Annotated in this window: 13 protein-coding genes; 5 read left to right on the top strand and 8 right to left on the bottom strand. The window is 33.7% G+C overall.

What is annotated here, in order from left to right:
* Positions 1 to 17 precede the first annotated feature (17 nt).
* From ACQH6S_RS07415 to ACQH6S_RS07440, 6 genes are all read right to left on the bottom strand, one after another.
* The gene (locus ACQH6S_RS07415; protein ID WP_425364473.1) at positions 18 to 887 is read right to left on the bottom strand and encodes a hypothetical protein; all 870 of its coding nucleotides are present in this window, start codon (positions 885 to 887) and stop codon (positions 18 to 20) included.
* 120 nt (positions 888 to 1,007) lie between these two features.
* Positions 1,008 to 1,148, bottom strand: a complete 141-nt coding sequence (locus tag ACQH6S_RS07420) for a hypothetical protein (RefSeq protein ID WP_157905652.1) — start codon at positions 1,146 to 1,148, stop codon at positions 1,008 to 1,010.
* 73 nt (positions 1,149 to 1,221) lie between these two features.
* Positions 1,222 to 2,493, bottom strand: a complete 1,272-nt coding sequence (gene glyA, locus ACQH6S_RS07425; protein WP_425360309.1) for a serine hydroxymethyltransferase — start codon at positions 2,491 to 2,493, stop codon at positions 1,222 to 1,224.
* A gap of 135 nt (positions 2,494 to 2,628) precedes the next feature.
* A complete protein-coding gene (locus tag ACQH6S_RS07430; protein ID WP_094649077.1) occupies positions 2,629 to 3,282 on the bottom strand; it encodes a dienelactone hydrolase family protein in 654 nt (217 codons plus the stop codon).
* Positions 3,283 to 3,471: 189 nt separating this feature from the next.
* Positions 3,472 to 4,209 carry a sugar phosphate nucleotidyltransferase gene (locus ACQH6S_RS07435; protein ID WP_341748964.1) on the bottom strand — a complete coding sequence of 246 codons (738 nt, stop codon included), beginning with the start codon at positions 4,207 to 4,209 and terminating at the stop codon, positions 3,472 to 3,474.
* Position 4,210: 1 nt separating this feature from the next.
* The gene (locus ACQH6S_RS07440; RefSeq protein WP_341748963.1) at positions 4,211 to 4,963 is read right to left on the bottom strand and encodes a YebC/PmpR family DNA-binding transcriptional regulator; all 753 of its coding nucleotides are present in this window, start codon (positions 4,961 to 4,963) and stop codon (positions 4,211 to 4,213) included.
* Positions 4,964 to 5,137: 174 nt separating this feature from the next.
* Between ACQH6S_RS07440 and coxB the strand changes: the two genes are divergently transcribed.
* The 3 genes from coxB (at position 5,138) to ctaD (ending at position 8,588) form a co-directional block, all read left to right on the top strand.
* Positions 5,138 to 6,085: a cytochrome c oxidase subunit II gene (gene coxB, locus ACQH6S_RS07445; protein ID WP_425360308.1), complete on the top strand. Its 948-nt coding sequence runs from the start codon at positions 5,138 to 5,140 to the stop codon at positions 6,083 to 6,085.
* A gap of 138 nt (positions 6,086 to 6,223) precedes the next feature.
* The gene (locus ACQH6S_RS07450) at positions 6,224 to 6,841 is read left to right on the top strand and encodes a CatB-related O-acetyltransferase (RefSeq protein WP_425360307.1); all 618 of its coding nucleotides are present in this window, start codon (positions 6,224 to 6,226) and stop codon (positions 6,839 to 6,841) included.
* Between the two features lie 181 nt (positions 6,842 to 7,022).
* Complete coding sequence (gene ctaD / locus ACQH6S_RS07455; protein ID WP_425364474.1) at positions 7,023 to 8,588, top strand: cytochrome c oxidase subunit I; 1,566 nt, start codon at positions 7,023 to 7,025, stop codon at positions 8,586 to 8,588.
* Between the two features lie 166 nt (positions 8,589 to 8,754).
* Here ctaD and ACQH6S_RS07460 read toward each other — a convergent pair whose 3' ends face one another.
* Both ACQH6S_RS07460 and ACQH6S_RS07465 read right to left on the bottom strand, forming a co-directional pair.
* A complete protein-coding gene (locus tag ACQH6S_RS07460; protein WP_094649631.1) occupies positions 8,755 to 9,012 on the bottom strand; it encodes a type II toxin-antitoxin system RelE family toxin in 258 nt (85 codons plus the stop codon).
* On the bottom strand, positions 9,012 to 9,257 hold the full coding sequence (locus tag ACQH6S_RS07465; RefSeq protein WP_133062958.1) for a hypothetical protein: 246 nt from the start codon (positions 9,255 to 9,257) through the stop codon (positions 9,012 to 9,014). Before ACQH6S_RS07465 ends, ACQH6S_RS07460 begins: the two co-directional genes overlap by 1 nt.
* A gap of 254 nt (positions 9,258 to 9,511) precedes the next feature.
* Between ACQH6S_RS07465 and ACQH6S_RS07470 the strand changes: the two genes are divergently transcribed.
* Both ACQH6S_RS07470 and ACQH6S_RS07475 read left to right on the top strand, forming a co-directional pair.
* Positions 9,512 to 11,170: a proton-conducting transporter membrane subunit gene (locus tag ACQH6S_RS07470; protein ID WP_425364475.1), complete on the top strand. Its 1,659-nt coding sequence runs from the start codon at positions 9,512 to 9,514 to the stop codon at positions 11,168 to 11,170.
* Between the two features lie 7 nt (positions 11,171 to 11,177).
* Complete coding sequence (locus tag ACQH6S_RS07475) at positions 11,178 to 13,232, top strand: S9 family peptidase (RefSeq protein ID WP_425364476.1); 2,055 nt, start codon at positions 11,178 to 11,180, stop codon at positions 13,230 to 13,232.
* Positions 13,233 to 13,733 lie beyond the last annotated feature (501 nt).

Genomic DNA, 13,733 nt, shown 5'->3' on the forward strand with positions numbered 1-13,733 from the left:
TACTACTTACTTAAATTCTAGTCGTTACTCATATCATCCACACACCCTAAAGCATCAGTATCTTCTTGGAACATATCCTCTTTTGTAACATAGAACTTTGAAGAATAGTAGTCCTTAGTAGTATTATGATTAAATAATGAAGTCAATGTATCCTTCATAGTTGTAAAAGCATTAGATATCTTTGCGAAGAACGATGTTGGTTTTATTTTTACACTTTTTATATCATTAGGTGAAATAGTAGCAGGATTTTCTTGGTAACTTGTATAAAAACTTTCTAGTACTACATTTACAGAATTATTTACAGAATCATCTACAGAACCATCTACAGAATCATCTGATAGCAGCGATTCTACCGATTTAGTCAATTCTAGCTCTACTAACCCCTCTTTTGCTTCTTCCGCTTTATCTACTAGCTCTACCACTGGAGCTGCTTTTACTAGCTCTTCTACCACTGGAACTTCTTCTACTACATTGTCTTCTTCTAAAGCTAGTGATGTTGTAGATTTAGATGAATCAGTTAAATCACTTGCTGACTTATCATTTTGCACATTAATAGGTAAGAAATCAGCAAGTTTATCGACTTCTTGTCCTAACCTTTTGCTCTCCTCAATATACCTAAATGCTTCATTCCACGGCCCATTATTAGCCTCGACAACAAGCAGCTCTTTTCTAAGAGCAATCTTTTCTACAAAAAACTTAAGCCCCTTATCAGTAATATTACCATGTTCGCGTGGTAATTGAATGGACCAAACTGTATTGTTATTCTGAAGAACTTTTCCTAAAGCTTCAACTTCCTCATCTCCTATATTCTCCTCCCGTAAGTTAATAATACCCTCAGATGTATTAGAGTTTATTCTTTCTAGCAAATAATTATTAAAAACTGTCATAAATTCTCCTTTAATTAAATCGTTACGAACGGACAATAGCAACTTCCTATAACCTGTCAAGAAGATTTTAAAAAATTATTAAAAATATAAAAAATTACGTCATTACCTATGGGTGTCAACTTAAGAAAATAGTGTTCTTTTAGTTAGCTCAACTGCATTATTATTTATACTCGAAATGGCTTGCAACTCTATAGAACGTGAGTTATCATTGGGAGCTTGTATATCAGATTTAGATTTATTCCTACCTGTATAAAACCTCATAAACTTTACCTTTTTAAAACGTTATAACGGATAGCAATAATTTCTTATAGCCTGTTAACTTATGGTTTATAGCTTAAACGTAAACTAGGAAAGCATCTACTAATCTTTTAACTTGTTGGAAAGTTTTTGTCTCACAATCACTATTATCTTGCCCATCATTTTTATCTTTCAACCCATCCAATACATCGCTAATCATATTACCAACTTCTATAAACTCTTGTTCTTTGAATCCTCTAGTGGTGCATGCTGAAGTGCCAAGCCTAATACCAGAAGTAATAAATGGTGAAGTGGCATCAAACGGTATCGCATTTTTATTGCAAGTTATACCGGCTCTTTCAAGCGAATCTGCTGCCACCTTACCAGTTATACCATATTTTCGTAAGTCCACTAATACTATATGATTATCAGTACCATTAGTTAAAATATCATAGCCTCTTGCCATTAAACTATTAGCAAGAGCTTTAGCGTTACTAACAACCTGTTTTATATAAAGATGATATTCTGGTTGTAAATTTTCCAAGAATGCCACTGCCTTTGCTGCAATAATATGCATTAATGGTCCACCTTGCAACCCAGGAAATAAAGCGAGATTTATCTTCTTACCCAATTCCTCATCATTTGACAGAATAAGACCACCTCGCGGACCACGTAGGGTTTTATGAGTAGTGGAAGTCACAATATGAGCATAAGGCAAGGGACTTGGATGTTCACCTACCGCAACCAGTCCAGAAATATGAGCAATATCTGCTAGTAAATACGCTCCTACTCTATCAGCAATTTCCCTAAATTTAGCAAAATCTAATTGACGCGAATAGGCAGAATAACCAGCTATAATCAATTTTGGCTTATGCTGAACTGCCAATTGCTCTATTTGGGCATAATCAATTAGATAACTCTCCTTATTTACAGAATAGAACACCGAGTTAAACCATTTGCCAGACAAATTAGGTGGAGCACCATGTGTCAAATGCCCCCCTGTATCTAGCGACATACCAAGTATGGTGTCATGTGGTTTTAATAGAGTTAAAAATACTGCCTGATTAGCCTGAGATCCGGAATGAGGCTGAACGTTAGCATATTTACAATTAAATAGTGTTTTTACCCGCTCTATAGCCAAAAGCTCAGCCTTATCAACCTCACTACACCCGTTATAATAACGTTTTCCCGGGTATCCTTCAGCATATTTATTAGTCAAAATCGAGCCTTGAGCTTCTAATACTGCCGGGCTTACAAAATTCTCAGAAGCAATCAATTCAATAAAATCATGCTGACGTTTTTTTTCACCATCGATAATTTGATATATTGCATTATCTGTTTCAGATAATTTTTTAGTAAAGATATTCATTAATTTAACCTACTATTTAATGGGCAGTTTAAAAGTCATAAAAAATAACCGTGCCTACACAAAAACAACATTTTCCGCTTTATAATTCTTAATCACAAAGTCCAGAACATTTTAGCTTGCATGTTTCAAATGATCTCAGTCTATGTAATAACCTATTTTGATAAACTTAATGGCAAACTGTATCCCCCTATCATCAATAGAATGTGTAAGATTTGGTATTTTGTATTTACTATAAGGAATATCATATTTCTCTAGATATTCTACTGTTTCATCCATACTACTTACATCAACCACATCGTCTAATTCGCCATGTATCACGCAAACTGGTGTAGTTTTATTGATACATTCTTGTGGGGCAATTAATCTGCCAGAAAACCCTACCATAGAATCAAAAGGTTCTTTTTGTATAAAATTCAAATATAACCCCATCATGGTACCTTGCGAAAAGCCAATTAGGATAGTATCTTTATTAGTTAAATTTAATTCTGCTTGTTTCTTTTGGATTATGTCAGTAACTAAGCCAGTATTTTTAGCAACTAATTCCCTAACATAATCAGGGTTACGGTTATTTAAACTAAACCATTGTCGACCATAAGGTGCACTATCAAATTTTTCAACGCCATGTGGGGCAATAAAGTGACAATCGGGGAATTCCCTAGACATCAAGGGAGCCAATCCTATTAAATCATTTCCATCTGAACCAAGCCCATGTAACAATACCACAAGTTTTTTACATTGGCTGTCCAAACTTTTTACTTCCGGATAGGATAATATTTCATTTTTAGTCATTTTTTTAAGCTCTTAATTAAGTTATTAATTTAATACCAATCGTCATTGCGAGGAGGCGTAAGCCTCAGAAGCAATCCATTTTAATCGTTTTTTTTGGATTGCTTCGTCGCCCACTAAAGTGGCTCCTCGCAATGACGCTGAAGCTAAATACTAATCGGATTTATAACGTTGCCAATTCAAGTTAATTCACTATATCCCTGCTAACTTAGCAATAGTTCTATTAGCTTCTTCTAGCTCTTGTTTAGTATTTACTCCGACCACTATGTCGTGGTTGGCGGATAGCAAATACGATACTTTTTCGCCATTATCCTTAACGATTTTTACCAGTTCCGTTAAATACAACTCTTTTGATTTATCAGGATTCTTAAAAAAAATAGTAGGTAAATATTTTTTTAACACACCATTGGCAAAAGCCATAATACCAGAATTACAAGTTGTTATAGCTAATTCTTCACTCGTTGCTTGTTTAAATTCAACAATTTTCAAAAAATTTCCTAGTTTATCAGTAACTATTCGCCCATATTGCCCAGGATTATCTCGCTCAAAGCACAAGGTTGTTATGGCAGAATTTGTCGAAACTAGATGTTTTAGTAAATCATTAATAATCTCTGGCGTAATTAAAGGATTATCTCCATAAAGTACGGCTACAATTTTATTGTCATCAATTAAGTCCAAAGCACTATATACCGCATGAGCAGTACCAAGGGGTTCTGGTTGTAAAACAAATTTACAACTATCTTTATAACAAGCAATATGTTTTTCTAATTGCCAGGAGTGGACTAAAATAACTTCATTGCTAACTTGTTGGGCATTGGTTATTACCCTATCAAGCATCGATTTACCACCAACTTTATGCATTACTTTTGGTAAGGTAGATTCCATTCTTCTACCATTACCTGCAGCTAGAACAATAACTTGGCAATCCATATTAAACGTCCTTCATAGTTTCATAAATTGCATCAGATAATTCATAATTACCAAAAACTTTTTGCACATCATCACTTTCTTCTAAAATATCCACTAATTTTAACAACTTCTCGGCTTTATCATTCTCTTCTATAATTATGGTATTTTTAGGCACCCAACCTATGTAAGATTCTTCAGGATGTCCATATTTACTGGTCAGAAATTCAAGAGCTTGCACAAAGTTCTCAATATCTGTATAGATTAAATATGTATCTTCTTCAGAAATCATATCTTTTGCTCCAGCCTCTAGGCTACTTTCAAACATAGCCTCGGTTGTTGCTAAATTTGCTGGATATTGTATTACTCCGAGATGATCAAACATATAGCTGACACTGCCCGTTTCACCTAAATTGCCACCAAATTTGCTAAAAGCCGCCCTAATTTCTGCAGCCGTACGATTTTTATTATCAGTTAAAGCCTCTATTATTATTGCAATTCCACCGGGAGCAAAGCCCTCATATCTAATTTCGGTATAATTTTCGTTGTTATTCGAATCACTTGCCGCACTTATTGCCTTATCTATTCGATCCTTTGGCAAATTTTGACTCCGAGCGGCAGCTATGCTACTCCGCAACCGTGGATTATTACTTATATCAGCCCCTAATTTAGCAGCAGTAATAATTTCTCTAACTAACTTAGTAAAAATTTTTGCCCTTTTTTTATCTTGTGCACCTTTTCGATGCTGGATATTTTTAAATTTTGAATGACCTGCCATGTTGTAATCTTAAATCATTATTGAGTAAGCCGAATGTATCAGAAGGCAATTTAAAGTCAATAGTAAATTCCTCAAGTTTTTTCACCATACTTTATTTTTTACTTTAATAAAACTGTATATCGTTTTATATTGTCTAACTATAACATATAGAATTGAGTCCACTAAGTACTATTTATGAAAAAATTTATAATAGACTTGCTGCATAAGTCAAAAATAGTTGAAGGATTTTTAGGAGAAACGAAGCCGAGTACCGCAGTGTACATAAACGTACATGAGGAGCGAAGGCGAGTTTCGACGACAAAATCATCAACTAGATTGACTTATGTAGCAAGTCTAATTTTATATCTCTTATTTGCTCACGATTGCCTAGCATCAGAACCTCAGGCATGGCAAATGCTGTTACAGACTCCAGCCAGTCATCTTATGGAAGAGCTTCAGGAGTTTCATAATTTCCTACTGCTCATATCAGGAGGAATAGTTGCTTTTATCATTGTTTTATTAATTTATGTTTGCATCAGATTTAATGCCAAAGCCAATCCTATTCCAGCAAAATTTTCTGATAATATATTGGTTGAAATTATTTGGACGATAATTCCTATAGTTATTTTAATTATTATTGCTGTACCATCATTTCGTGTTGCACGTATTGCAGAAGATATTCCTGAAATAGACATGACGGTTAAAGTTGTAGGATATCAGTGGTATTGGCACTATATCTACCCTGATCATAATAATCTTGAATTTGATAGTTGTTTAATTACTGATGAAAACTTAAAACCTGGTCAAAAAAGATTATTAGAAGTTGATAATCGTATTATTATACCAGAAAATACTACCGTAAAATTTTTAATTACTGCAGGGGATGTTATACATAGTTTTGCAGTACCAGCATTAGGTATAAAGCTCGATGCTGTGCCTGGCAGAGTTAACGAAACCTGGACTAAAATTAGTAAAAAAGGTGTGTATTATGGTCAGTGTTCAGAGCTTTGTGGTGTTAATCATGGCTTTATGCCTATTGCCATTGAAGTAGTAAGCAAAGAAGAATTTCAAGATTGGTTGATTGCGGCAAAAACAAAATTTTCTATGAAAGTAAAGACAAACGTTATTGCGATGAAACCATGAGGACGACGAAGCAATAAATTGTCATTTTCGTTTCGGTGCGGAATCTAAGACCCCTGCTTACGCAGGGGTGACACTAAGTCGAGCAGGTATGACACTAAGTCGAGCAAGGATAACATTAACTAAATGAACAAGAGCCATATGGTACACTCCAACAATCACTATCCACATATTTACCAAAAACATGTTAAAGAAATTATATTTTTAAAACATTTTATTCATAATCCTAACATAATGGTAGGTGATTATACTTATTATCATGATCACCGATATCCAGAACATTTTGAATGTAATAACGTTGTAGGATATTATCAGTGTAAATTAATTATTGGTAAGTTTTGTACTATTGCTAGAGGAACTACTTTTATTGCGGATGATGTCAATCACCCAATGGATGGTTTTTCTACTTATCCATTTTTTATTTTCGAAGGTTGGAATAATTATATACCAACTCTTAATAAAGGAAGGAGTACAATAGTTGGTAATGATGTGTGGTTTGGTACTAATGCAGTCATTATGCCGGGAGTCACAATAGGAGACGGAGCAATTATTGGAGCATATGCAGTGGTTACTAAGGATGTACCACCTTACTCTATCGTTGCAGGTAATCCTAGTAGAATTATAAAAAAAAGATTCTCCGATGATATAATTAATGAGTTAGTACAAATAAAATGGTGGAATTGGGATTATGATAAAGTTACTAGAAATATCAAGCTCATAGTAGGAGCAGATATTGAGCAACTTAAAAAGTGTGAATAGGTATAGTCAATTGATGAGAAGTTGGGGACGTTGTCGCTCGCCTATTACTTATAGGCGTCACTCCATCGCTCCTAGCCCCAAATTCTCCTGAATTGACTATAAAACGTAGACGCCTATGCGAAATATGCTACTCTTTATGACTTTTCTGCTATAATAATCTCAAGATAGAAAAGGATAATTTATGAATCAAACAACAGATCATCACCAAACCCCTAAAGGTATAAAAAGATGGATTTTCTCTACCAATCACAAAGATATTGGCATAATGTATATTATATTTGCCATATTTGCTGGGATTGTTGGAGGGTTATTTTCTGTTATTTTTAGGCTAGAATTAGCAATGCCCGGTGGGCATATATTAGGGGCAAATTACCAACTATATAATGTATTAATTACTGCTCATGCGATAATTATGGTATTTTTCATGATTATGCCAGCTTTATTTGGTGGGTTTGGTAATTATTTTGTACCAATTTTAATAGGTGCACCGGACATGGCTTTTCCAAGGCTAAATAATATAAGTTTTTGGCTGCTTGTTCCTGCTTTTATGTTATTAATGCTTTCGGCTTTTGTTGATGGTGGTGCAGGTACTGGCTGGACGCTTTACCCCCCTCTAAGTACTCTAGTGGTACATCCTGGGGCAGCAGTCGATATGGCTATTTTAAGTTTACATATTACAGGACTTTCTTCTATTCTTGGTTCAATCAATATGATTGTTACTATCTTTAATATGAGAACCGATGGTATGGGGTTATTTGAAATGCCTCTATTTATTTGGTCAATTCTGGTTACTGCCTTCTTGCTGATACTAGCAATTCCAGTATTAGGTGGTGCAATAACCATGTTATTGACTGATCGAAACTTTGGTACTACTTTCTTTAAACCTGAAGGGGGCGGAGATCCAGTATTATTTCAGCATTTATTTTGGTTTTTTGGTCATCCAGAAGTATATATCGTAATATTGCCAGGGTTTGGGATAGTTAGTCAGGTTCTTTCTACTTTCTCTCGTAAGCCGATATTTGGTTATTTAGGTATGGTGATAGCTATGGTAATTATAGGGTTTGTCGGTTTTATAGTTTGGGCTCATCATATGTTTACTGTTGGTCTTTCATACAATACATTAATCTATTTTACCGCTGGTACAATGATTATCGCGGTGCCTACTGGTATTAAAATATTTAGCTGGATTGCCACAATGTGGGGAGGATCAATTACTTTTGAAACCCCTATGTTGTTTTCCATAGGGTTTATCTTGTTATTTACTATTGGTGGAGTTACCGGCATAATATTATCAAATTCGGCAATCGATAGAATTTTACATGATACATACTATGTGGTAGCACATTTTCACTACACTATGTCGCTTGGGGCTTTATTTACTGCATTTGCTGGATTCTATTATTGGTTTGGTAAAATATCAGGAAGACAATATCCTGAAATGATGGGCAAAATTCATTTTTGGATTACGTTTATCGGCGTTAATTTGACATTTTTCCCTCAGCATTTTCTGGGATTAGCTGGGATGCCAAGAAGAATACCGGACTATCCGGATGCTTTTGCCGGCTGGAATATGGTATCATCTATCGGAGCAGTTATTTCCTTTATTGCGGCTCTTTACTTTGTATTCATTGTTATTTACACTCTGAAATATGGCAAAAAATGCCCAAATAATCCTTGGGGCGATGGGGCTAATACTCTCGAATGGACAGTATCTTCTCCTCCACCATTCCACACTTTTGACGTATAGTCAATTCAATTCAGGAGAATTTGGGAGCTAGGAACGATGGAGCGACGCCTATAAGTAATAGGCAAGCATTGAGCGACAAAGTCACCAACTTCTCATCAATTGACTATAAAGGGAAAGGCTGAAATTAAAGGTGATATACTTAACCCAATTGATGAAAGGTGGGAGGCTAATGATTATAGCAATCTTTGCGGTGTTGAATTATTAATATCTTAATTGTCGTATCTATTATTTGATAAATCACTCTATAATCACCAATCCTGAGGGAGCGACAACCTTTGAGGCTATGTTTTAAAGGTTTGCCAAATTTTATTGGATCAGATAATAGCTTTTTTTCAATGGTTATTTTTATTAAAGATTTTACTAGTGTAGGAAGCTTAGAGATATCTTTGTGTATAACTTGATCTGAATAAAGAAGATTATACATTATTTCCAACTGTCCATATGACTAATCCATTCCTTAGTATTATCTATTCGTTCATCTGCTAATTTAGCTAATATTTTGTCCTCTTGAAGTTCTAAACTAGTTATAATAAGATCCTTTGCTATTTTAGATAGGGATTCATTGTTGATTTTAGCAATATCAACAATTTCATTAAATATTTTCTCGTCTAAAGACACTAATAATCGTTTAGCTGCCATAAGATCGCTCCAATTGTATTTATTATTCAATAGCATCACATCTGATACAGAATGTCAATAAGGGGAGTTGACATAGCAATTATACGTTAATATGAATTTACTATATTATACGATCAATATACTATATGATTATTAGTATCTGATTAGCTAACCAGAATAAGTTTTTGATACTACTCTAAGCCCCCCTAAACGTCATTGCGAGAAGCAGCTTTGATTCGTTGCTACTAGGAGGAATTATCAAAACCTTAACTGATCAGCTATATAAAACCATAATCTAGTTAATGATGATTTACCCTACCTTACTTATTCTTTTGTTTATCCTGTTTCTCTATTTTAAATTTAGAAAGACATTTTATATTACCTCAATAATCTATCCAATAATTGCTGGTATATTATTAATTAACAACCAAAATGAGGCGGTAATTAATCTATATAATAATAGTTTTATTATTAATTTTAGTAATGAAAATAAATTAATAGCACTTGCTTTTATGGTGATAACGTTGGGGACTAACCTATATGCCATTAGCCAAAACAGAAAATTTGAGGTATTGATAGGTAGTTTATACTCAGCCTCTTCCTTGATCTGTTTATTTGCTGGGGATTTTATCTCGATGTTTGTTGCTCTAGAAATGATGATGATATGTGCCACTTTGTTAATTTTTTACGGTAATTGTAAAAATAGTATTAGGGCGGCAAGACAGTATTTCCTTACGCATCTTATAAGTGGTAGTCTTATCTTAATAGGGATTAGTTATATAATCACCAATAGTTCTAACATACAAATTATTTCTCTTAGCCAATTGATAGAGAACAGAGATGCTTCTTTTATCTTTTATGTTCTAATACTTAGTGGTTGCTTAATTAATGTAGCGAGCATACCTTTTTCCGGATGGATTGTTAATTGTTATCCATTTGCCTCAACTTCAGGGATGATATATTTAACCAGCTTTACTAGTAAAATATCGATCATTATACTTCTTAAATTATTTAGTGGTTTAGAAATACTTAAATTCTTTGGATTATTAATGATTATATATGGTGGGGTTTATGCTTGTATAGAAGATAACATCAAGAGATTAGTCTGTTATCTTACTGTTTCTCAGCTTGGATTCATGGTGATTGCCATTGGCACAAAATCTCAACAAGCAAATTTAGGAATCATAGTTTTTCTTTTTGTCCATATATTGTATAAAGCTTTATTTGGTCTATATGTTGCTATATTAATAGATAAAGGTAATGTAGAAAATTGCTCTGAGATAAAAGGGCTTTACTCATGGAGAAGCCCTTTATTGCTTGGTAGTTCAATAGTTAGTGTATTATTCATTATAGCCTTACCTCCTCTTGCTAGTTTTGTTAGCAAAATTATTGTGACCAATGTTTTGAATCAGGATATTAATTATTATGCTATTTTCCTATTAAAAATTATAACATGTGCGGCTTTATTTTCTACGGTTAAATACAAATCTCTGACTAAGGACTTTTACCCTATAGTGAATATTTTGAGCAAAGTCAGCTTATTGGTCATGCTATCATTTGTATTGGCAACTAATTTCTTTTTAGAGCAAGGCTTAAAATTAGTATGGTCATCTTATCCTGTTGAAACACTTGATATAAATTGGTTGGATATAGTAAAGCAAATAGTAATAATAATAATAGGTATATTGCTTAGTGTGGTTTTTAGTAAAAAGATTTCTAGACGTTCAACTGCTAACATAAATTTAGATTTATTTCAGTTTGTTGAAAATAATTTTCGTCGTATTTATTACAAATATCACTTAGTGGGACACGATTTTAATGATAGACTAGGGGCGGAATACCCTGTTTTGAAAAGAGTAGAAAAAAATGCTTTACGTAAGATAAAATCTTTGCATAATCAATCAACAAGTCTATTAGTCGTAATTATATCGTTAATTACTTTTATAATAATAAGCACTAAATGAGGGCAAAATGCAGCCACCTATAGCCGATAAGATCGATTACAGTTTTACATTGCACGGTAAAAAATTTACAGATCAATATAACTGGCTTAGAGATATCGAATGGCCTAATGTTAGCGATAAAAAAATCATAGAATATTTACAGGCAGAAAATAAATATTCCGAGCAATTTTTTGAGCCATTACAAAAAGAAAAAGATAAAATATTTGAGGAGTTAAAGGGCAGAATTAAACTTGCTGATCAGTCAACTTACGTAAAAAAAGATAATTACTATTATTATACCAGAACTGAAGAAAATGCTGAATATCCTATATATTGCCGAAAAATTGGGTCAATAGATGCTCTGGAAGAAATTATATTAGATATCAATGTTATTGCTAAAGATAATAAATTTACTGATCTAGGTCTAGTATCAATCTCTCCCGATCATATGCTACTAGCTTATAGTGTTGATTTTACCGGGGATGAAAAATATACAATTAAAGTCTATAATTTAAAGACCAAAGAATATTTACCAGATGAAATACATAATGTGAGTCGCACTATAATTTGGCATGAATATCTGAAAGGGTTCTTTTATATGCCGATTAATGAGAATTTTCGTCATGATAAATTAATGATTCACTTCATAGATCATGCAATTTCCGATGATAAGTTAGTACATCATATAACAGATCCATTATATCAGTTGAACGTTAGTAAGTCATCCAGTCGACAATATATTTTCGTTGATGTATCTGGTCATGATGCAAATGAAACATATGTTCTAGCAATGTGGGATCATAGCTTTGAGCCTAAGCTTCTTAGACCTCTAAAGGGAGGAGTTTTTTATGATGTTGAGCATAATGGTGATAATTTTTATATTAATACCAATGAAGGGGCAAAAAACTTTCGCATAGTGTTAGTAAATGTGCGTAATTTTCAAAATGATTTATGGGAAAATAATTATATACCAGAAGACCCAACTAAATATTTAGCTAGTTTTAATATTACTAACAATTATTTAATAGTTAATTATCGTGATCAAGGATTACCAGTTATTAAAATAAAGCATCTTAAAGAGCAGAATGAAAAAATTATTCATTTCCCGGATGCTGCTTTTACTGCTTCAGCCTTCTCTACTAATTTTGATGAAGATGATATTCGAGTAAATTATTCTTCGCTTGCTAGACCGAACACCACTTATAGTTATGATTTTAACAGTGAGCAACTATCAATATTGAAAGTACAGGAAATACCAAGTGGCTTTAATCCTGAAGAATATATGGTGGAAAGAATATTTGCTGATAATGATGGGGTTAAAGTACCAATTACCTTATTATATAAAAAATCATTATTTAACAAGGATGGGAAGAATCCTTTATATTTATATGGTTATGGTTCATATGGTATCAGCATACCAGTATCCTTTAGGAATACCGCTATTTCTCTTGTAGATCGTGGGTTTGTTTATGCTCTTGCTCATATTAGAGGTGGAGACGATCTTGGGCATGATTGGTATCAAGCTGCTAAATTCCTCAATAAAAAAAGAACTTTTGATGACTTTATTGTTTCTGCTAAACAGTTAATTAAAGAAAAATATACTAGCCAGGGTAATATAGTAATTTGTGGGGGAAGTGCAGGGGGGATGTTAATTGGAGCGGTCATTAATGAACAACCAGAATTATTTAAAGCAGCCCTTGCCCATGTGCCTTTTGTTGACGTATTAAATACTATGCTCGATGAAGAACTGCCATTAACCCCTAGTGAATTTAAGGAGTGGGGCAATCCTAAAGAGCTAGATTATTTTAACTATATTAAGTCTTATTCTCCGTATGATAATATAAAAGCTCAAAACTACCCGAGTCTATTTATCACGGCTGGAATTTCTGACCCTAGAGTTGGGTATTGGGAAGCAGCTAAATGGGCAGCAAAGATTCGAGCAACAAAAACAGATAATAACATATTATTGCTAAAAACTAATATGGATTCAGGGCATAAAGGCTCTTCTGGTCGTTTCGATTATCTAAAAGAAGCAGCCGATGAGATAATATTTATATTTAGGGTTTTTGATATAGTCAATTGATGATAAGTTGACTATATTTAAACTTGTCATTCCCGCTTCTTCCCATTGTCATTCCCGCATAGGCGGGAATCTAGACCCCTGCTTACGCAGGGGTGACACTAAGTTATAAATTGTCATTCCCGCGTAGGCACATAGGCGTCAGCTTAAGAAAATAAGTCGTCATTGCGAGCCACCGTAGGTGGCGTGGCAATCTATTTCTAATCACTTTTCTGGATTGCTTCGTTGACCTTACGGTCTCCTCGCAATGACGGTTTTTCAATTCTTGTTTTCTTAAATTGACGCTTATGTGAGTATGTGGCAATCTAAGATCCCTGCTTACGCAGGGGTGACGGTATAGTAAAGCAGGGGTGACAACCATTATCCTATATTTTATTCAAATCTGCAAAAAAACTTGATTATCGAGTATAAGGTGAGTTATACCACATAATATCTATAAATATTAAGATAATTTAAAATATTTACAAATTTTTATCTCGAAACTATTAGTACAACCATAAAAAT

This window comes from Candidatus Tisiphia endosymbiont of Mystacides longicornis, assembly GCF_964031095.1.
GTDB lineage: Bacteria > Pseudomonadota > Alphaproteobacteria > Rickettsiales > Rickettsiaceae > Tisiphia.